Below are 19,771 nucleotides of genomic sequence, written 5' to 3' on the forward strand. Positions count from 1 at the left end.
GCAAATGGTAGCGCTCAGCGAACTTTCTATTCAAGAGGCTGGAATGTTTGAATTTTCGAACGAAGTTCCTATCGATATAGAGCATACCCTTGACCAGCTTCTGGGACGATTTTCACAGGTGAGGGACGGTTTGCCAGAGCTGATCAAGAACTCTAAGGACCAATACCTTCGATTGAATGTCAGCCAGCGCTCAGATCGCCAAATTGCGGTCCTGATCAACACCAAGCAGAAGAAGCTTGCAGTCCTCGATTTTGCTGGTGCGAGTTCGGAGGACTTCAAGCATTGGAAAACCTGGTCGGGAAGAGAAGGTGCACGTCAAGCTTTGGCCGATCAGATCGAAGCGGGCCACGGCAACGGAGGCAAAGCCTTTATGGTGCGCGGCGCTTCCAGAAGCGCCGTAATGGAATCTTGCCGCGACGGTTTCTACACCTGCATGGGATACCAGAACGACGACGAAAGCGTACGCTATCGTCCCGGCTTCGGACTAGAAGCCGGTAGGCCCCTCGACAACATCAGGGAGGATGCACCACAGAAACGCTTGACCGCTTTCTTGAGATCTATGGACCTTGAGTTTCAGAAGCTTCCGGCTTCCGTTCAAGGCGCCTTCGACAAGCGCGAGTCCTTCACTGCCGTGACCATCGACCAGGTACAGCAGTGGGCGAAGGCTCGTCAGGATGGAATGGGAACTCGGGTCGGAAAGATCACTGATCTCATTAAGGATCACGGCCAAACGGCGCTGACCCTGGAAACCTGCGATGTGTGGTTGCTTGTCGATGGGCAAGTGGTGACCGGATCTCCGCTGGAAGTATCCGCGCTGGAGCCCTATCCAGGATTCGAAACACCTATTGAACTTGAGTTACCCGATGTGCTGCTCGATCCGTCCACGAAGGAATCGATCACGATGTCAGATGGAGGGCAGAAGCCTGGGGTACTTCGGCTCGAAACCACCAAAAGCAACCTTGCATTGTCTGACGACTTGAAGGCCCGGAATGTCATTCGGCTGTGGAATTCTCGGAACAACGTCGCTAATTGGCCACTTCCAGCTTTGGGCTTGGCGATGCCGGCTGTCTATTTCATTCGGGGGCGCGTTGATTGTCCTGCTTTGATCGATGAGCATCTGATTGGTGCGGATCGCAAAGATCTCGCCGATACGCCTCTGGTTAGAGCTCTTGAAGCTTGGGTCGTTGAACAAGTGAAATCGCTGGCCACTGAAATACAGAAGGTCCAGGCATCGGAGACGGCACCACAAGAACAGGCAAAAGCCAAAAAGGCGCTTAAGGCTTTTCGCGATCTGATGAGAAGTTTCCTTGAGCAGCGTGAGGCGGACGGCGACGACTCTGATTCCGGGAGCGGCAGCAAGTCAGGCGCAAGGGGGCCGGGTCAGCGGGAGCCGCGCGATCAGAAGGAGTTTGGCGCTAGGATTGACCGTATCATCTTGGAGCGGGAAAGGCTGGAACTTGCGATCGCGACCGGGACAAAGATCCCTATGCTCTTCTCTTGCTTTGAGGATCAACCCGACGGATCGTCGAAGCCCGTTAAGGCCGATGATCTGGTCGGCAAGACGGATACGAGCACTGTCGTGAATTTCTCCCCGGATGAAGTGGAGGGTTTAGCGGCGGGAGTTGCCCTCGCTTGGCTTGAGACGTCCGATGGAAAGATCAGGTCGAACGAAGTTTTGATCGAGGTTCTGGATGTTTCAGCAGTAGACATCGTTGGGCCGGCCGAGCCGCTGAAACAAGGGGGCAAATTCAAGCTACATACTTCTTTCAAGACGCCTTCTGGATCACGTGAAGATGTACTGATCTCGGCATCCATTGACGAGCCAGATATGGGTTCGATTGGACGCGGAGGAGTGTTTACAGCCGGTGGGCATGAAGGCCATGCAACCGTGCGGGTAAAATTTGGTTCAAAGCTCACCGATCAAGCGTCGATCCAAGTCGCAGTCGGTGCAGAGCGGGTGCAGCCGAAAGGGCTCGGCGGCGAGAGTGGTTCAGATATCCCTGAAATACTTTTGTGCGGGGAAGAAGCGCCAGGAATGGCAGACTTGCCGGTGGAGCAAAGGACCCATCATGGAGGCCAGGATTATCCTACCATCATTGAGGAGCCTCAGTTTCCTAATGTCGTTTGGCTGAATCCGCAGAGCGCCGAATCTCAGCGTGTGAGAAAGAGTATGGGAACGCCAAAGGGACTTGGAGGCATCGGCAACAGAACGTTCGCGCAGTTTATGGCCCTTAAGTGTTTCGAGGTTTTAAAGCGGTTGCACGTCAGGCAGCAAATCCGCGACAATGCAGTTACGGAGGCGCAGTTCTTGCAGCACGCTGCCCACGCTGAAATAGAGTGCGCTAGCTTCATCGACCATGCTTGGCAGGCTAGTGAAGAGGTCTTCAAAAAGGCGAACGTGGAATGACCAAAACGTCAAAGCGAACCACCGCAGCCCATGAAATCCTACTCGCCGCCAACGACCTTGCATCGGCTGGCAAGAGCGAGTTCAGCGAATGGGATTTGACCGTCGCCACGTGGAAAAGAGATCAAAATCGCTTTGGGTGCCGCGGCTATGAGGATCAGTATCCCGATCACAAGCGAGTAATGATGGAAATTATGGGGCAGACGAAGAAGGATAACCCCCTGCGCCGAGGCTGGCTCGTTAAGTCGCGACCCAACCATTACGAAATAACAGCTCTCGGTCGCAACGAGGCTACAAAAATCGTCCTCGTCTCTCAAGGACAACCGGCTACCGAACGAAGCCCTCAGGATCTGTACGATGCTGTGGCACCATATTTCAACAGCTTGACGTTCAAGAAGTTTGTCAAAGACAACGGCGAGCCAAGGATGTGGCTCGGCGCAGCATCCTTCCTTGGGTTATCGAAGAACGATGCGCTGCATTTGAATGATCGGCTCTCGACAGCAAAGTCTGTGATCTCACAAGCGCTCGCCTGGTTCGAGGAGACGGGGCAGCCAGCTCTTAGGCGAGGTGCTACCGGTGGTAGCGTGTCCATCACAAAGGTAGATGTCGAAAAGCTCGCCGAACTTCTTGAGAGCATTCAAATCCGCTTTAAAGTTCAGATTGAAGCTATCCAGAGACCGAGAAAGTAGGTTTTAGGTGTTCGCTTCAATCGAAAGCCCTGCAGAGGTTCCAGTAATCGCCGCAGGGCCAATTTCGCAGGCAACGAGAGCATTCTTTGCCCCCCATTTTACCCTCGGCTCCTTGTTGGAATGCGGCGCCCCGTTCTCCTGGCTGCCCGGTATTTCCTTTAAAAGTACGAGGGCGGCACACTGAGCGTTCCCTCCTGGGCTTTTGCTTCAAACCGACGGAGGCTGGCGATCTAAAGAAAATACAGTTGCATCATCGGCCCGTTCTCGCAGGCCTTTGAAGGAAGGATGCCGCAGCTTTTCGTCTTCCGTCCAGGCGCGATATTCGACCTCGGCAACGAGCATCGGCCGGACGAAGACAGCGCCCTTGCGCCGGAGCGCGACTGGCGGCATGTCCTCCTTGATCGTGTCCAGCAGCTCACGCAGCTTGACCGATTCCTGATCGCTCCAACCAGTGCCGCAGCCGCCGACGTAAACGAGCCGATCCTTTTTCAAGGCCGCTAGCAGGAGCCGGCCGATCGCGCTGGCAACTGTCGATGGCTCATAGCCGACGATGACGAAACTGTCGCGACGCCTACAGGTGATCTTCTGCCACCATTCGCCGCGGCCGCTGTGATAGGTCTTTTCCCGGTGCTTGGCGATAATTCCCTCGAGGCCATGCTCACAGGCAATGCGGTAGAACTCGTCGCCGTCCGCTTCGACCTCTTCCGACAACCTGATCACACCTTCGCGGCCGGCGACGATCTGCTCGAGCAGCCGTCGGCGCTCGCGTAGCGGCTGCCGCCTCAGGTCGTGTCCGTCGAGATAGAGCAGATCGAAGGCGAAGAAGAGGATTTCGCGAGGATCATGCAAGCTCGGTTTTCGGCCAAGCGTGCGTTGCAAGGCGCCGAAGTCAGATCGCCCTTTCTCGTCGAGCACGACTGCTTCGCCATCAAGGATTATGGACTCATGCCCGAGCAGACGCGCCCCGGCGGCGATCGCGCCGAAGCGGCGTGTCCAATCATAGCCGCCGCGTGTGATGACGCGCACCCTCCCCGGCTCCACGTGAACCGCGAGGCGATATCCGTCCCACTTTACCTCAAAGACCCATTGAGGCCCTTTGGGGGGCTTGACGACGAGCATTGCCACACACGGTTCGATGCGCGCCGGCAGAGGATCTGGCGGCGGCTGGTTGGGCGGCTTTTTTGATGACGCTCTCGCCATGCCGCATTAACGCACAATTCCGCGGAGGCGGCGCAAACGTTGGGCTAATTCTTTTGTGTAGCTTTTCGCATGTGCGCTCCCGCGCTTACGATCTTCGCGCGGAGATGGCGGAGAGGAGCCATGCACTATCGCCACAAGTCGGTGCTTTTCGCTCTTGCCCCAATGCCTTCGCAATCTTCTGCCAGTCCCGGTCGCCCATTCCCGGTATCCGCGGCATCTCTGCGGCTGACAAATGTTGCAAATCTCCCGTCACGTCATATCCGAGCTGGTTAAGCTCGACGAGGAGCCATGGCTTAGTTTCAAGTCTGCAAGTTTCGCGTCCATCTCGAGATAAGATCCGGATGACAACGACGAAGCTCTTGCGGCGGCGGAATGTGACGATGCTGAAGTCGTGCAAAGGGCCGCATGATACAAACGACGTTGCCAGTGATTTGGAAGTGCCGCAGCATTTGCATAGCTGCGTTGCACAATAAATGTTTTCCATCCGATCAAAAAATGAGCATAGTGCGCGCAGCTGATGCACATGGCGGTTTTCTCCTCCCAGTACCGCTGCAGCAGCTGTTCCCCTCTGGAGGTTAAAGATCTCCACACTTCATGGGCCGCGGTTTCCGTCGGCCCATTTTTTTGTCTCCGATCTGCCGCCATTCCGCCACCGCAAGCTTTGGGCGTTCGGGCACTTCTGCCGTCGCAACGGGGGGATGACCAAACAAGGAGAGAAAAGGGGATCCGGTCGCAAATCGGTCCTCCCGCCAGCGCTATCGCTCGGGGCCGGTAACGATGTTTCGCACGTCGCCGTGGCGATCGTTGCCGCAAAAGCTGTTGACAATGGCATCGTCGCCCCACTGAACACAGCCGCTCAGAAATCGACGGGCGACAGTCGCTCACGATCGATCTTGTTCGGCGAGTGCTTTCACCAGGCTCACGACTCGGGCACGAACCTTCTCGTCCTCGATCCGACAGAAGGCGCGAATGAGGGCAAGCCCCTGGTCGCTCGAGACGAATTGCATCAGCTCCGGATGGAGCGCGGAAGGCCGACCGGCGACGCCGGCGCCGTTCGTGGCTTCACCGGGCATATCCTCGAAGAAGTACGAGACCGGGACCTGCAGCACGTCGGCAATCTGCTGCAGGCGACTTGCTCCGACGCGGTTGGTCCCCTTCTCGTATTTCTGCACCTGCTGGAACGTGACCCCGATCGCCTCGCCTAGTGTCGCTTGTGCCATCTCCATCCACACCCGCCGCATGCGGATTCTACGGCCGACATGAACATCTACGGGGGCGGGCTGCTTTCGTTCAGGGGTACGTGTCAGCATGAATTCTCCGTATTTCGGCGATGGGTGCCCTGCCCCGACCTATCGCAGTCCTGATAGTTCCTCTTTTGTGGCGACCTCCTACAACGCGACCGGCTCGATGAACATTCCCCTATTTCAGTGAATATTGCCGTTTTCAGTCCAGTGCTTCGCCGGCGAACCTGGGTCAAGATATCGGCCGATCGATCGCAAGTAGGCGACGATCTCCAGGAGCAGGAAATCGCGATCGCCGAATTTATCGTCGATGCGTTCGAGCTCGTCCGCCGCGGCGTCCATCTCCTCGAGATCGCCCAGCACATAACTGTCGTGCCCGATCGCGCAGATGTCGCAGCCGGTCTTGATCACCGCGTCGACAAAGGCGGGGATCTCGCTCTCTAGCATAAGCCGCCCATATTCAGGTTCCGCCATGTCCATTCATCCTCTTCAAAGGTCCAGCGGCCCGGGCGAGCAATGGCGCGGCTGACGCCGCGCCATTCCCGCCGTGGCCGCTCATTCCGGTTTTGCCTAGCCGTTTGAGCAAGCTGAAAACGTCCTGCAAGGTTTCTTCGTCGAAGGGTCGCAGCTTGTCGATGCAGGCCAAGAGCAGATCCACTTTGCTTTGCTTTTCGCCCCACAGATGGAGAGCTGCCGGCGCTAGAAGCTCTTCTGGACTTGCTCCAAGCACCTCACAGAGATGGATCAGGCGGCCTACCGTCAGGCGGGAAACGCTTGCTTCGTAGGGGGCGTAGACCGCTTCGGTGATACCAAGCAGGGGCGCAAGTTTAGACCGGGAGAGATTTCGCCTCTCGCGGGCTTCCCGGATGCTGGCGGAGATTCTTTCTTCCAGCGCGGCGCTGAGTGTAATTCGACCGTCGGGGGCTGGCAGCCGATACACTGGTTTGTCAACGTCCGGATCATTGACTTGCTGCAATCCGAGATCCGAGATCCATTGCTCCAGCGACGGTCCTGCCATTCATCCTACCAGTGGTTGTTCATGGAGCAGACCACTTTAATGGAAGTGGTTGTGTTCTTGGAACCCTCAAAACGTCTTGGGTGGTATCAGTTTGGCGCATCGCTGACGCGACCCCGCTCTATGCCTTCGGCACGAAGACCGCAAAAAAGCGTTCTTCGCCCAATAGGGTAACGATCGGTTGCGCAAGAGCCGCTTCGCGGCCTTCACGTCATGACTGCATCAAATTGGTTATAAAAGCCGTTTACAGCTCGCGGTGAAATCAGCATATTGCCAACCGGCAACGACAATCGAGAGTTGGTCATGGCAAGTCGCTAGCCCTTCTTGTCATGCACCACGGGGCCGTCCTGATCTACGAGCCAGGGCGGCCCTTTCCATGTCGGCTATCGGTATCCTGTGAAATGTCCGCGTCCTCCGTGGTGTGACTGAAAACAGCAAGCAAGCGAAAACACAGCAATTTCGTGAAAGGTGTACGGTGAGCGGCGTTTTATTGTCGGGGCGCTTCCCCAACTTGGAAACAAGGAAGCCGGGCCGCTGCCTCCGAACTTGCAAATAAGAGGCCGCGGCCCACTGCGGTTCGCGCGGTTTTGATACTCGAAATGGCGGCCGCCAGACGGCCGGCTTTGCCTTCCTGAAGGAGGGAAAGAGGACGCCGCCCTCTCTCCCTCACAAGGGAAAAAACGGGATCCCCGTCCTTCCTCCCCTCGCCTTCGGCTCGCTCCGTGCAGGATCGACGCGGATCCGCATGCGCGGACCGCGTCGCCCCTTCGGCTCACGCCTCGGGCGGGCGAACCCCCTCCGTTTTGTTCCCTTGCCTCCCTCTCTCCCGCTGCTCCGCGCGAGCTCGGGGAGCAGGAGCGGGGCTCCTGCCCCTCGGGCAAGAGCTAGACCGCTTCGCGGAAAGGAAAGGGCTAGAAAATGGTAAGAGCAAACACCGCTTATGTGCTGGACCCGGAAACCACGATTTTTAAGCCGGTAGAGCTTCAGGTCGATCTGGGCATCCGGCCGCTTTACGCGATTATCGGCTGCCGCCTGCTGGAGGTCGTGCGGTTCGATGAGCGGCACACGCTTTTCGTCGATGAAGAAGGTCTGCAGGAGGGGTTGACCGCCTTCACGATCTTCGAAGGCTTCCCGCAGCCTATCGCAGGCAAGATCGTGCTTGTCGGAGGCGATGGCAGCACGCCCTACACGTCCCCCCTCATCAGCCTTGAGGACGCAGCGAAGCATTTCAAATGCTGCCGCCCGGTCCTGGACCCGGTTTTCGCAAAGGCAGACGAGATTTCGCCGGGCGGTATCATCATCGCCGGTGCGCTCGCGGGTTTGCAATGCCGCATCGAGCGCCGCGCCCCTACCCTTGTCGAGGGAGAGGCATGATGAAAATCGCGGCCCTCGAAAACAACATCCTCGCCATCGTCGCAGGAACCTTCGCCGCAACCATTGCGGCGGAGGACATCGAGCCGCAGTTTCACGCGCTCACCCACTTTCCCGACCGGCGCGCAAGGTCAGAGCTTGCAGACCTGGCCGAGCGGTTGAATCAGTTTGGCGCCTATGTCCTGGAGCTTTGGAACAAGGCTTGCGAGCCGATCCCGGAGGCTGAAATCGAAGCCTTCGCACGGCGACATGTCGATTTGACGCGCCGCTATTGGGCAGCGGAAGGCCGTTGCATGAACTGGTTTATTACCGGTCCCGCCCGTTTTCCGGTTGCCCGCAACGAAAAGCGCATGCGGATCTCCGACGCCCGCCGCGCCGATCTGAAGGCGCACGAGGCAATGGCCCGCAAGTCCGCCAAGCGGAAGGCCTTCCCGCACGGCACGGACGATGAGCCGATCCGATCCGGCGATCCGGTGGCGATGCAGCGCATCGTTACCCGCATAGAGGAGCTGGCGTTTTCCATCGACCGGATGAAAGCGGCCAACGCGATCATCCGGCGCATGGAGAAAGACCTTTCCAGCGAAGAGGACATGATTGCCGCCGTTGTGGCCCATACCGGCCTTTCCACTGATGCCGCAGCGAGAGGCATCAAGTTAGCTCCGTGGCAATCCCGGCGCGGGTTCAGCACCACGAACAGCCGCGCCGAACTCCGCCGCCTGCAGCAACGGCTTGCAGCGCTTGCAAGGATGAAGGAGCGCGGCACCCAAACCGAAGAGGTCGAGACGAGCGCGGGAGCCGTCGAGATCAAGGAGAACGCCGACATTGCGCGTATCCAGTTGATCTTTCCCGGCAAGCCGGACGACCCGACGCGGCGCGTGTTGAAGGCAAACGGCTTCCGCTGGTCGCCCTCGCAAGGCGCTTGGCAACGGCACTTGAACGAGTCCGGACGCTACGCCGCCCAGCGCGTGTTGAAGACGATCAGCGGCACTAGCGCCGCCTGATCACTCGCCCAGATCCAAGAAGAGGACAGTTCCGATGGTCGACACGATCTATTCTGCAATGGAGTTTTACGGCCAGGGCGACCCCTATTTCGGCGGCACTGCCGCCGATTGGGCGCTGTATAAGACCGAGGATGGCGGGCACGCCTTCATCAGCGCCGCCGACGCGCAGCGCCGGAAATTGGTCATGGCCTATTTTCCGACCGAAGCCGAGGCAGAGAAGGCCGGAGCCGCAGCGAGCACCCGGAAGGGCTCGATTTCTGCCGTTCCGATCAAGCCCCGGCTCGAAGTCCCAACCGCACAGATTTCGTGGATTGTTGGCAACAAGCATGTCGGCGAGGAGGACGGCGAGCTCGCCGAGGACTTCGCCGACCGGGCGAAAAGGGCGGGCGCCGCCGACGCGGATTTGATCGCGCAAATCGTCGCCTACGCGCTTGCCTGCCATCGCGCAAATCAGGCGTTGGTCGCGCATTTCGGCTTTAGAAAAAGTGCAAACGCTATTATGACTACAACCGGTGATAGGCCGCGCTATTCCCGGCGCGGCCCGGAAAGGCGATCAAGAGGAGCAGTCACTTGAGCCGACACACCGTGCAAATCACCGACGGCACTGAAACGGACGAGCAGGGGACGATAGGCTATGATCCGCCCTTGCGGACGTTCTTTCTTCAGGCGTTTCCCGACCCGGAAACCGACGAATGCGCCCTTTGGCTGGGCGCGTTCATTGAGGAATACCGGACTTTGGAATCCATCATCGAGGCTGCCCGCGCACAAGGTTACGAGGTGCGCGGCATGACGCAGAAAATGATGCTGGCAATGCTCAAGGAAGCTGGACCGAGGCACCCGCCGAGCATTGGTGAACAACTCGGCATAGTGCGGTAAGAAGGACGACAGCAGTTTCGAGGGCGGAAGCAGCAGCGCCGAGCCAGCGGCGCGTTCGGGGAGGATGGGCCACCCCGACCGAGGCGACGGCCTCGCCCTCGAACCGGAGGTGTTGCATGTGGTTCCTACCACTTAGCATCACCCTAGACGTGAAAAGGACCCGGACCACCTGGCAAGTGCGGATCCGAGTCCAATTCTGGCTCTAGGAAACGGGGGCGGGCCGCAAGGCTCGTCCCCACTCCGGAAATCAATATAGGCGATTTTCTCCCCAACTTCAAAGCGCTCCGGCCGTCCCAAGCCCGCATCGAGCGGGCCAGGGGCGGAACGAGGGGCGCCCTTGACACCCCTCCCCTCGTGCTCCCCTCCCCATCCACGGCGGCCGCCCCGCAAGCGGGCCGGCTCACTTCGGCTGGTTGTCGTTGTCGACCGTTGAAGAGCTGGCGCGCGCCTGACCCGCTGCAGCGAGATCGCGACCGAGATCCGGCCCGGCGGCCAGCTGGCGATTTTCCGATTGACGGCGAATGCGGCGGCCGGAGCTACGAAGGCCGCGCTTCCCGGCCTCTCCTTATTGGCTATGCGCAATCTAATGCTGCGCACGATACGTCAGGCCCCGCCTTGGCGTGCAACCCTAAAGGGTTCTCCTCTCCGCTTCGCTCCGTTACGACCGCTGCGCAGTGCACTCGGCCGGGCCTGTCGTATTCGAGCTTCGTGATTACGCACAACCACTGAGGGGTCGTTTGCGGGAGGGGGCGACATACTACCTTAAGGGCGGCCATCGATATTCTCCGGTGAGCGTAATATGCTCCCATCCGAGTGGTGAGACATGAGGAAGCAGCTCGAGGTCGATTGGTTCGCCGCTCGCGATTTGCTCCGCGACGATTTCGCCGAGCTTCCATGCGTTCCAATAAATGATGATTGCGGTGAGGAGGTTGAGACCAGCAATTCGATGTTGCTGTCCCTCGGACGACCGGTCTCGGATTTCGCCGCGCCTATTGAAGTTGACCGCGCGCTTGAGGGCATGGTGGGCCTCGCCCTTGTTCAATCCGATTTGAGTTCGACGCTGCAAATCAATGTCGTTGAGCCAGTCGAGCATGAAGATCGAACGCTCCAGACGCCCGACCTCTCTGAGCGCCAGTGCCAGGCTGTTCTGACGTGGATAGGCGGCGAGTTTTCGAAGAATCTGACTCGGCACGACAGTCCCGGCGGCCATGCTGGCGGCGAGCCGCAGGATATCAGGCCAATTTTCACAGATCAGCCGAATGTTGATGCGGCCACCGATCAACGGCTGAAGCACAGGAGGCACCTGGTCAAGAGCGGGAACGTAAATCCGCTTGTCCGGCAGATCGCGGATTCTCGGTGCGAACCGGAAGCCGAGAACGGAGCAGATGGCAAAAACATGATCCGTGAAACCGCCGGTATCGGCATAATGCTCGCGGATTTGCCTTCCGGTGTCGTTCTGCAGCAGGCCATCGAGAATGTAAGGTGCCTCGTGCGCGGTCGCGGGAATGATCTGAGTCGAGTAGGGAGCGTATTGATCAGAGACGTGGCTGTACGCCGAAAGACCCGGCTCATTGCCATACCGGGCATTGACGACATTCAATGCTTCACCGGTCGAACCTGCCGGAAAGTGCTGGCCATCCGAGGACGAAGTCGTTCCGTCGCCCCAGAAGCGGGCCATCGGTAATTTCGACTGCGCCTCGACGATCATCGCAAGAGCGCGTGCCGTCGTCTCCTCTCTGACGTGCCATTTGCCGATCCGCAGCAACTCCCAGAAAGTGCGGGTGTCACAGGCGTCGGCCATCTTCCTGAGACCGAGATTGACGCCATCGGCGAGCAGAACCGTCATGACGCCGATCCGATCGCCGCAGGCAATCCCGGTGCGGAGATCAGTAAAGGCATCCGTGAAGCGCAGCTTTTCGTCGACCTCAATGAGGATGTCCGTGATCCGAACGGACGGCATACTTTCATAAAGTTTCAGGACGAGCGCGGCAGCCTCCTCCGGCGCCGCCCTTTCGAGCCGGCCGATCTGAAGCTTGCCATCTGCGACGGCCCCACCTGCAAGAACGCCAGCATCATTGGCACATGAGATCTGCGCCATGCCGCGTTCGAGAATGTGGCTTCGATGGCGAAGCCAGTCGTCCGCCTCCAGCGGAACGGCCAGCCGTGCAGTTTCGGATACCGTTTCAATCGGCACCAGCGCCGTACTGATCTCGCGATACCGCCTACTGTCGGTCAGCCAGATGTCACCCGAACGCAGGGCATTGCGAAGTTCGAACAACAGCCCGATTTCCCACGCTTGCCGATCTGGTTTCCTATCCTTCAGAATCCTTTTGCGCCATCTTGATCGGGCAAAGTCGAGCGGTGCATTTAAGGGCAAAGTGCGATCGCCCCGACGATTGAGGCGGCGCAGCAATTCCAGTGGTTCAAGCAGCGAATCTGCGCCGCGTCCGCCGCGGAATGCCAGGACTTCCAGAAACCGAGGCGCATACCTCCGGAAACGGGCATATCCGTCGGTCACAAATTCCAACGGGTCCGCCGAGACCTTGCCGGTGAGCGCGGCCGCCTGCGCAACAGTCTGGCGGAGCAGCTCCCAGCCACCGCCTTCCGCAATGGCCAATCCTAAGTCATCCTTCTCTTCATGCGCGGTGATCAGTGCCTCGCCGAAGCGGGAAAGCATTTTCAGCGTATCGCCGATCGACGCGCGTTCGGCTTGCAACAGCTCATCCCGTTTGCGTTCACAGGCACGGTAGAGTTTTCCGACAATGCGGTCATGCGTCTCGACGGCGACATCCGCCAACATGGCCGACCATTCCACGGCGCATGCCGCCAAGATCGCCAATCGTCGATTTTCCGGCAAATCCCGCATTCCATCGGCGGAGTAGCGTTCGCCCTGGCGGCGCAGACCGGCCACGCGGTGACGTGGGATGTCGTCGAGAATGCCAACATCGATGGCGACCTTGCGCAGAAACACCAGCCGGTCTAGGAGGCCGTTCATATCGTTTGAGTTGGAGCCGGCTTCGAATTGACGCAGCCACACAAAGCGGGTGATCCGGCCATCGGCAGTTTCGGAAAGCAGGGCCAGAAGCCGAGTGCGGCTCTGCACATCCAAACGCCCGGTGATGCGGGACGCGACCGCCCGTTCGGCGGCGACCAGGGCGTCGGCGCAGCACCGTTCGACGGTTGAGATCGCCGGGACAATGACGTTGCGACGGCGCAGCTCCGCCAGAAACTCGGCCGCCAGCTGATCATTCGTTCTTGATCTTTCAGCGGCCTCATCAAGCCATGTGAGCATGTCCGCGCGCATTTGACCTTCGAACGGTCGATAGCCATAGAGCTGCTGCAATGCCGCCGAATGCTGGTAGCGGGTTTCCGATCGTGCGCCGTACTCGGCGAGCTCTTCAGCCGCGACACCGATCTGTGCGCCGATGAAGGCCAACATCGAGGGCGGGATCATCTCGCCGGGCTGCAAGAGACGGCCGGGATATCGGAAGGCGCAAAGCTGGAGAGCGAACCCCAATCGGTTTCGCGGACGGCGACGCTGTCTGATGTGCCGCAAGTCTTCGTCACTCAATATGCAATGGCGAAGCAATGATGGCTCGTCGGTCGGCAGATCGAATAGCCTCTCGCGCTGGCGTTCGGTCAGGATTGTGCGCCGTGGCATGCAGATGTTGTCCCTATTGAAGTACAGTCAGAAAGGGACGACTATCGTCCCATGCAAATCAAGGCCTTGCCGGCCGAAAATCCATGAGGGTTCAATTGGGACAGCGCGCTACAATCTATTGCCGCGTCTCGACGGTCGATCAGTCCTGTGAGAGGCAGGAGCGAGACCTGACAGCTTTTGCTGAGCGCGCTGGCTATGCAATAGCCGGTATATACAAAGAGACGGGTTCCGGCGCGAAGCTCGATCGTGTCGAACGTCGCAAGATCATGGCCCTCGCCCAAGCGCGGCAGATCGATGCCATCCTCGTCACGGAACTTTCCCGCTGGGGACGTTCGACGATTGATCTCCTCAACACGCTGCGCGAGCTGGAAAGCTGGAAAGTCTCGGTCATCGCTATGAACGGCATGACCTTCGACCTGTCGACGCCACACGGCCGGATGTTCGCGACGTTTCTTTCCGGCATTGCTGAGTTCGAGCGCGATCTCATCAGTGAGCGTGTGAAATCCGGCCTTGCCGCTGCCAAAGCGCGCGGCAGGAAGCTCGGGAGGCAATCCGGTCAGCGACCAAAGTCGGACAAGCTCGCACCGAAGGTACTGGCCCTCATCGCGGAGGGCCGAAGCTATCGCTGGATCGCCCGCGATCTTACGATTAGCAAGAATACGATTGCTGATATCGTCAAACGCGATCGAGCGAGCGGCGAATGACGTACCCGCGCGGATTTCTGCCAGTCCGCGGTCAGATGCTCGGGGGCTGTAGAGGAGCGAAGGTCGCGTTCTCAAGCCTGTGTGCACGGCACGAGAAGTTTTTCGACTGGAACACTGGCAGTGCGGGAGGCTGGACTAGGGCCAGTCGAGTCTGACGCAAGGACGGTGCTTCAAAGCTTCCCTGTCCAACGCATTCAGCTTCGTCGACGTTCAGCTGAGTTTATTAACACTTCTGAACCTCTCCAAACTTTTTTACCTTTGTCGCAGCACTGTCTCGTTGCCGCTAGGCTATTCCCACGGCCCATGGTGGCTTTCGACCCCGTCGATGCGATCGAAGCCGTGGGCGCCGAAGAAGTCGCGCTGCGCCTGAATGACATTGGCCGTGCCGCGGCCGCGGCGGTAGCTGTCGAAATAACCGAGCGCCGAAGCGAGCGCCGGAACCGGCAGGCCGCCGAGCACGGCGGCCGAGACGACGCGGCGCAATGCTCCGTCGGTATCCTTGACCATGGCGGCAAAGGCAGGCGTCACGATCAGGTTGGCGGCATCCGGCGCCTTGGTAAAGGCGGTGGTGATTTCGTCCAGGAACTGCGAGCGGATGATGCAGCCGGCGCGCCAGATCTTGGCGATAGTCGGCATCGGCAGGTTCCAGTTGAACTCCTTGGAAGCCGCCGACGTCACGGCAAAGCCTTGCGCATAGGCGCCGATCTTGGCGGCAAGCAGCGCGCTTTCGAGATCCTTGATGAAGGCAGCCTTGTCGGCAACCTTGAATTCGCCGACGGCGGGAAGTCCGAGGATCTTCTCGGCCGCCTCGCGCTCGTCCTTCATCGAGGAGATGCTGCGGGCGGCAACCGCCGCCTCGATGCCGGTTGCCGGCACGCCCATGTTCTGCGCCTCGATCACCGACCACTTGCCGGTGCCCTTCTGGCCAGCCTTGTCGAGGATCATGTCGACGATCGGCTTGCCGGTCAGGGGATCGGCGGCCTTCAGCACCTTCTCGGTGATCTCGATCAGGTAGGAGTTGAGGCGGCCCTTGTTCCAGGTGCCGAAGACTTCGCCGATCTCGCTCGCCGACATCTTCAGGCCGTCGCGCAGGATGCCGTAGATTTCGGCGATCATCTGCATGTCGGCATATTCGATGCCGTTGTGGATGGTCTTGACGAAGTGGCCAGCACCGTTTTCGCCGAGCCAGGCGACGCAAGGCACGTTGTCATACTTGGCAGCGATCGAGGTCAGCACGGTCTCGACGCGCTTCCAGGACTCTTCCTTGCCGCCAACCATGATCGACGGACCGTGGCGCGCGCCCTCTTCGCCACCGGAAACGCCCATGCCGATGAAGGTAAGGCCACTGTCCTTCAGCGCCTCGAAGCGGCGCATCGTGTCGCGGAAGTTGGCGTTGCCGGCATCGATCATGATGTCGCCCTTGGCCAAATACGGATTGAGGATTTCCATCTGCTGGTCGACCGGTTCACCGGCCTTGATCATGATGATGATCGGGCGCGGCGGGCGGATGGCGGCGACAAATTCCTGGATCGTGTCGCAGGGCACGATCTGGCCCTTGAGTTCGCCGGCTTCCGCGTAGAATTTGTGCGTCGCCTCGACGGTACGGTTGAACACCGCGATCTTGTTGCCCTTTTCAGCGATGTTGAGCGCCAGGTTCGAGCCCATGACGCCGAGACCGATTAGGCCGATTTCCGCCTGTGACATTTGAAAGCCTCACTGCAATCGTGATGAAGCCCGCTACGCAGGGCTTGAGTGAAATGGTATCGATACCATAGGAAATATTCTGTTGCTGGCAAGGGCGAAAAATAAAACCACAAACGTGCGTTGACAGAGTTGTTATCGATAACATAAGCTCCTCTTCAATCGGCTTTGGGAGGAGCGCATGGATGGTGAAAAGCTTTTGGAGTTCCGCACCATCACCAAGGAGTTCGGCGGCACCCGGGCCCTGTCGCAGGTGTCGCTCGACCTCGAGGCCGGTGAAATCCTGGCACTTCTCGGCGAGAACGGCGCCGGCAAGTCGACGCTGATCAAGACGCTTGCCGGCATCTACCGGCCCGACGGCGGCGAGATAAGGTTCCGCGGCGAGCCCTATGTCAACCAGCCGCCGAAACCGAACAAGCGGCAGCCGGTCGCCTTCATCCACCAGGATCTCGGCCTCATCGAATGGATGACGGTCGCCGAGAATGTCGGCTTGGCGCAGGGGTTCTCGATGCGGACCCGGCTGATCGACTGGCGGCGCACCGAGGAGCGGGCGCGCGAGGCCTTGCGTCTCGTCGGCTGCGAATTCGATCCCTCGACCCGCGTTCAGGCGCTGACGCGAACGGAAAAATCGCTGGTGGCGATCGCACGGGCCCTGGCCGTCGAGGCGGATGTGCTGGTGCTCGACGAGCCCACGGCCAGCCTTCCGGCGGACGAGGTGGAGCGACTCTTCAACGCCATCCGGCCGCTGAAAGAGCGCGGCGTCGCGATGATCTACGTCTCGCATCGTCTCGACGAGATCTTCCGCATCGCCGACCGCGTTGCGGTGCTGCGCGACGGCCGCCTCGTCGGCCAGAAGCCGGTCGCCGAGACGAACCCGGACGAACTCATCGAAATGATCGTCGGGCGCAAGGCCGATCAGCTCTTCGTCAAGGCGGCGAGTACGCCGGGCGAAGCGGTCGTCAGCGTCAGGCAGCTCGCCTGCCAGGGCGTAGGGCCGGTCTCCTTCGACGTGCTCAAGGGCGAACTCATCGGGCTCGTCGGCCTGCGCGGCGCCGGTCAGGAATTGGTCGGCCGGGCTCTGTTCGGCTGCCAGCCGTTTTCGGGAACGATCACGATCGGCGGCGAGCCCCCCGACCTCTCAGGTCCGGTGGCGGCGATGCGCTCCGGCGTCGGCCTGATCGCCCGCGACCGAACGGAAGAATCGGTCGCCATGTCGCTGTCGCTGCGCGAGAACACCTTCCTCAATCCACAGGCCTCGGGCCGCGGTCTGTTTTCGGTCCTCGCCCCCTCGAAGGAGGCCGTACTCGCGGAGGCGATCGGCGACAGCGTGGGCTTAAGGCCGAACGACCAGAGCCTGCCGATCGAAGCGCTGTCCGGCGGCAACCAGCAGAAGGTCGTGGTCGGCCGCTGGCTGGCGACCGGCCGCAAGCTGCTTGTTGCCGAGGATCCGACCGCGGGCGTCGACGTCGGCGCCAAGGCCGACATCTACCGGCTGATCGCCCGGGCGCTCGAGGCGGGTCTCGCGGTCGTCGTGGTCTCGACCGATTTCGAGGAAATCGCCCACATCTGCCATCGCGCCCTGGTCTTTTCGCGCGGACGCATCGTCCGCGAGCTGAAGGGCGAAGAACTGACGACCTCGGCGGTGATCGCCGCCGCCTCGGCCTCCGAAGCCGCCTGAGTTTCCGGGAGAAGAACATGCAGTCGATCGAATCCACCGCGCTTGAACCGACCCGCGGCGAGCTTTCCGGCCTCAGCCTGGCGCAGAAGCTCATCCGCTTCCTGCCGGTCTACGGTCTCGTCATCCTGACGCTGCTGCTGATCGTGTTGTTCTCGCTGCTCCTGCCGCAGACCTTCCCGACGGTCCTCAACGTCCGCTCGATCATCTCCGACAAGGCGATCATCGCCATCCTGTCGCTGGCGGCGATGATCCCGATGGCCTCCGGACGCATCGACCTGACGGTCGGCTACGGCATCGTGCTATGGCACATCCTGGCGATCAGCCTGCAGACGATGTTCGGCGTGCCCTGGCCGGTCGCCGTGCTGGTCGTCCTGCTCTTGGGCGCGCTCACCGGTTTCCTGAACGGCCTGCTCGTCGAGGTGGCGCGGATCGACTCCTTCATCGCCACGCTCGGCACCGGAACCATCCTCTATGCACTGGCGCTCTGGCACACCGGGGGCCGGCAGGTGGTCGGCGTGCTGCCGGAAGGCTTCTATTCGTTGAACGGCACGATGCTGCTCGGCCTGCCGATCACCGGCTTCTACGTCCTCGTGCTGGCGCTGGTGCTGTGGCTGGTCCTCGAATATCTGCCGATCGGCCGCTATGTCTACGCCATCGGCGCCAATCCCAAGGCGGCGGCCCTGAATGGTATCCCGGTCCGCCGCTTCGTCATCGGCGCCTTCGTCTCGTCCGGCACGCTCGCCGCGCTTGCCGGCGTGCTGCTCGCCTCGAAGCTCCGGATCGGCCAGGCGAGCGTCGGTCTCGAATACCTGCTGCCCGCCCTCGTCGGCGCCTTCCTCGGCTCGACCACCATCAAGCCCGGCCGCGTCAATGTCTGGGGCACGATGATCGGCGTCATCATCCTGGCGGTCGGCATCTCCGGCATCCAGCAAATCGGCGGCTCGTTCTTCGTCGAACCACTGTTCAACGGCGTCACGCTGCTCGTTGCGATCGGCATCGCCGGCTACGCGCAGCGCAGGAGGGGGACTGTGGCGCGCAAGCCGCCGGCAGCGTCCCCGGAGCCAGCCGGAACGAAGTGAATTCCAAAGATCTGCATCAGATAACGAACCCAAGGGAGGAAGGGTAAATGAAACGCAGGACTTTCATGGCAGGGACGGTTGCGGCAATTGCGTTGATGGGCGCCAATGTCGCGCTTGCCGATCCGATGGGCGATGCTCAGGCGATCGTCACGAAGTATGCGGAGAAGGTGACCGCCTGGGACGGGCCGACGGCAGGCCCGAAGGCCCAGGACGGCAAGACCATCGTCGTGCTCGCCGGTGACCTGAAGAACGGCGGCATCCTCGGCGTCACCACCGGCGTCGAAGAGGCGGCCACGGCGATCGGCTGGGAGGTGAAGGTGATCGACGGCGCCGGCTCGATCGGCGGCCGCACGGCGGCCTTCGGCCAGGCGATGGCGCTGAAGCCGGCCGGCATCATCATCAACGGCTTCGACGCCGTCGAGCAGGCGCCGGCGTTGGAACAGGCCAAGGCCGCCGGCATCCCGCTCGTCGCCTGGCATGCGGGCCCGGTGATCGGCCCGGACGACAAGACCGGGCTCTTCGCCAATGTCAGCACCGACGCGATGGAAGTGTCGAAGGCTGCCGCCAACTGGGCCTTCGTCGATGCCAAGGGCAAGCCGGGCGTGGTGATCTTCACCGACTCGACCTATGCGATCGCCATCGCCAAGGCCGATAAGATGAAGGCGGAGATCGAGGCGCTCGGTGGCAAGGTGCTCGAATATGTCGACACGCCGATCGCCGAGACGTCGCAGCGCATGCCGCAGCTGACGACATCGCTGCTGCAAAAATACGGCGACCAGTGGACCCATTCGCTGGCGATCAACGACCTCTATTTCGACTTCATGGGGCCGTCGCTCGCCGCCGCCGGCAAGGGCGGCACCGATGCGCCGATCAACGTCGCGGCCGGCGACGGCTCGGAATCCGCCTATCAGCGCATCCGCGCCGGTCAGTTCCAGAAGGTGACGGTCGCCGAGCCCCTGAACCTGCAGGGCTGGCAGCTCGTCGACGAACTGAATCGCGCCTTGGCCGGCGAAAAATGGTCGGGTTATCTGTCGCCGCTGCATGTGGTGACGGCCGACAATGTCGAGTTCGACGGCGGCCCCAAGAACACCTTTGATCCCGATAACGGCTATCGCGATCAGTACAAGAAGCTTTGGGGCAAGATGTAATCT

16 protein-coding genes are annotated in these 19,771 nt (G+C 60.4%); 10 read left to right on the forward strand and 6 right to left on the reverse strand.

Annotated features, from left to right (window positions below):
- Positions 1-4: 4 nt before the first annotated feature.
- Entirely contained in the window at positions 5-2,407 is a 2,403-nt protein-coding gene (locus tag PWG15_RS36155; RefSeq protein ID WP_275028150.1) for a hypothetical protein, read from the forward strand.
- Entirely contained in the window at positions 2,404-3,093 is a 690-nt protein-coding gene (locus PWG15_RS36160; protein WP_127664459.1) for a hypothetical protein, read from the forward strand. Before PWG15_RS36155 ends, PWG15_RS36160 begins: the two co-directional genes overlap by 4 nt.
- A 207-nt stretch (positions 3,094-3,300) precedes the next feature.
- Here the strand turns inward: PWG15_RS36160 and ligD are convergent, their stop codons facing one another.
- The 4 genes from ligD to PWG15_RS36185 form a co-directional block, all read right to left on the reverse strand.
- Complete coding sequence (gene ligD / locus PWG15_RS36165) at positions 3,301-4,293, reverse strand: non-homologous end-joining DNA ligase (protein WP_275028022.1); 993 nt, start codon at positions 4,291-4,293, stop codon at positions 3,301-3,303.
- An 881-nt stretch (positions 4,294-5,174) separates the two neighbouring features.
- Entirely contained in the window at positions 5,175-5,603 is a 429-nt protein-coding gene (locus tag PWG15_RS36175; RefSeq protein WP_275028024.1) for a helix-turn-helix domain-containing protein, read from the reverse strand.
- A 114-nt stretch (positions 5,604-5,717) separates the two neighbouring features.
- Positions 5,718-6,008: a Y4lK-related protein gene (locus PWG15_RS36180; protein ID WP_127664462.1), complete on the reverse strand. Its 291-nt coding sequence runs from the start codon at positions 6,006-6,008 to the stop codon at positions 5,718-5,720.
- Positions 5,995-6,552, reverse strand: a complete 558-nt coding sequence (locus PWG15_RS36185; RefSeq protein ID WP_275028025.1) for a helix-turn-helix domain-containing protein — start codon at positions 6,550-6,552, stop codon at positions 5,995-5,997. The genes PWG15_RS36180 and PWG15_RS36185 overlap by 14 nt, the downstream gene beginning before the upstream one ends.
- Before the next feature lie 915 nt (positions 6,553-7,467).
- On the opposite strand from PWG15_RS36185, the gene PWG15_RS36190 reads away from it, so the two are divergent.
- From PWG15_RS36190 to PWG15_RS36205, 4 genes are read left to right on the forward strand one after another with little or no spacing between them, the layout of a single operon-like run.
- Positions 7,468-7,923 carry a DUF3846 domain-containing protein gene (locus tag PWG15_RS36190; RefSeq protein WP_275028026.1) on the forward strand — a complete coding sequence of 152 codons (456 nt, stop codon included), beginning with the start codon at positions 7,468-7,470 and terminating at the stop codon, positions 7,921-7,923.
- Positions 7,923-8,921, forward strand: a complete 999-nt coding sequence (locus PWG15_RS36195; RefSeq protein ID WP_275028028.1) for a DUF8626 domain-containing protein — start codon at positions 7,923-7,925, stop codon at positions 8,919-8,921. Before PWG15_RS36190 ends, PWG15_RS36195 begins: the two co-directional genes overlap by 1 nt.
- Positions 8,922-8,955: 34 nt before the next feature.
- Positions 8,956-9,495, forward strand: coding sequence for a hypothetical protein (locus PWG15_RS36200; RefSeq protein WP_275028030.1), 540 nt, complete (start codon positions 8,956-8,958; stop codon positions 9,493-9,495).
- Positions 9,492-9,797 carry a hypothetical protein gene (locus PWG15_RS36205; RefSeq protein WP_275028032.1) on the forward strand — a complete coding sequence of 102 codons (306 nt, stop codon included), beginning with the start codon at positions 9,492-9,494 and terminating at the stop codon, positions 9,795-9,797. The genes PWG15_RS36200 and PWG15_RS36205 overlap by 4 nt, the downstream gene beginning before the upstream one ends.
- Before the next feature lie 757 nt (positions 9,798-10,554).
- Here the strand turns inward: PWG15_RS36205 and PWG15_RS36210 are convergent.
- Positions 10,555-13,458, reverse strand: a complete 2,904-nt coding sequence (locus PWG15_RS36210) for a Tn3 family transposase (RefSeq protein ID WP_275028033.1) — start codon at positions 13,456-13,458, stop codon at positions 10,555-10,557.
- Positions 13,459-13,553: 95 nt separating this feature from the next.
- Here PWG15_RS36210 and PWG15_RS36215 point away from each other — a divergent pair, with 95 nt between their 5' ends.
- Complete coding sequence (locus tag PWG15_RS36215; RefSeq protein WP_275028035.1) at positions 13,554-14,162, forward strand: recombinase family protein; 609 nt, start codon at positions 13,554-13,556, stop codon at positions 14,160-14,162.
- Between the two features lie 288 nt (positions 14,163-14,450).
- Here PWG15_RS36215 and gndA read toward each other — a convergent pair whose 3' ends face one another.
- Complete coding sequence (gene gndA / locus PWG15_RS36220) at positions 14,451-15,866, reverse strand: NADP-dependent phosphogluconate dehydrogenase (RefSeq protein WP_275028036.1); 1,416 nt, start codon at positions 15,864-15,866, stop codon at positions 14,451-14,453.
- Positions 15,867-16,044: 178 nt separating this feature from the next.
- On the opposite strand from gndA, the gene PWG15_RS36225 reads away from it, so the two are divergent.
- The 3 genes from PWG15_RS36225 to PWG15_RS36235 are packed head-to-tail and all read left to right on the forward strand — an operon-like array spanning position 16,045 to position 19,768.
- Positions 16,045-17,541, forward strand: a complete 1,497-nt coding sequence (locus tag PWG15_RS36225) for a sugar ABC transporter ATP-binding protein (protein WP_275028037.1) — start codon at positions 16,045-16,047, stop codon at positions 17,539-17,541.
- Positions 17,542-17,558: 17 nt separating this feature from the next.
- Complete coding sequence (locus PWG15_RS36230) at positions 17,559-18,620, forward strand: ABC transporter permease (RefSeq protein ID WP_275028038.1); 1,062 nt, start codon at positions 17,559-17,561, stop codon at positions 18,618-18,620.
- A 47-nt stretch (positions 18,621-18,667) separates the two neighbouring features.
- Positions 18,668-19,768, forward strand: a complete 1,101-nt coding sequence (locus tag PWG15_RS36235; protein WP_275028040.1) for an ABC transporter substrate-binding protein — start codon at positions 18,668-18,670, stop codon at positions 19,766-19,768.
- Positions 19,769-19,771: the final 3 nt, after the last annotated feature.

The sequence above is a fragment of the Ensifer adhaerens genome (assembly GCF_028993555.1).
Taxonomy (GTDB): Bacteria; Pseudomonadota; Alphaproteobacteria; order Rhizobiales; family Rhizobiaceae; genus Ensifer; species Ensifer adhaerens_I.

Bases quoted from the DNA above. Each gene is read 5' to 3' on its own strand.
- PWG15_RS36155 (WP_275028150.1), top strand. From the start codon at position 5: ATGGTAGCGCTCAGCGAACTTTCTATTCAAGAGGCTGGAATGTTTGAA.
- PWG15_RS36160 (WP_127664459.1), top strand. From the start codon at position 2,404: ATGACCAAAACGTCAAAGCGAACCACCGCAGCCCATGAAATCCTACTC.
- ligD (WP_275028022.1), bottom strand. From the start codon at position 4,293: ATGGCGAGAGCGTCATCAAAAAAGCCGCCCAACCAGCCGCCGCCAGAT.
- PWG15_RS36175 (WP_275028024.1), bottom strand. From the start codon at position 5,603: ATGCTGACACGTACCCCTGAACGAAAGCAGCCCGCCCCCGTAGATGTT.
- PWG15_RS36180 (WP_127664462.1), bottom strand. From the start codon at position 6,008: ATGGCGGAACCTGAATATGGGCGGCTTATGCTAGAGAGCGAGATCCCC.
- PWG15_RS36185 (WP_275028025.1), bottom strand. From the start codon at position 6,552: ATGGCAGGACCGTCGCTGGAGCAATGGATCTCGGATCTCGGATTGCAG.
- PWG15_RS36190 (WP_275028026.1), top strand. From the start codon at position 7,468: ATGGTAAGAGCAAACACCGCTTATGTGCTGGACCCGGAAACCACGATT.
- PWG15_RS36195 (WP_275028028.1), top strand. From the start codon at position 7,923: ATGAAAATCGCGGCCCTCGAAAACAACATCCTCGCCATCGTCGCAGGA.
- PWG15_RS36200 (WP_275028030.1), top strand. From the start codon at position 8,956: ATGGTCGACACGATCTATTCTGCAATGGAGTTTTACGGCCAGGGCGAC.
- PWG15_RS36210 (WP_275028033.1), bottom strand. From the start codon at position 13,458: ATGCCACGGCGCACAATCCTGACCGAACGCCAGCGCGAGAGGCTATTC.
- gndA (WP_275028036.1), bottom strand. From the start codon at position 15,866: ATGTCACAGGCGGAAATCGGCCTAATCGGTCTCGGCGTCATGGGCTCG.
- PWG15_RS36225 (WP_275028037.1), top strand. From the start codon at position 16,045: ATGGATGGTGAAAAGCTTTTGGAGTTCCGCACCATCACCAAGGAGTTC.
- PWG15_RS36230 (WP_275028038.1), top strand. From the start codon at position 17,559: ATGCAGTCGATCGAATCCACCGCGCTTGAACCGACCCGCGGCGAGCTT.
- PWG15_RS36235 (WP_275028040.1), top strand. From the start codon at position 18,668: ATGAAACGCAGGACTTTCATGGCAGGGACGGTTGCGGCAATTGCGTTG.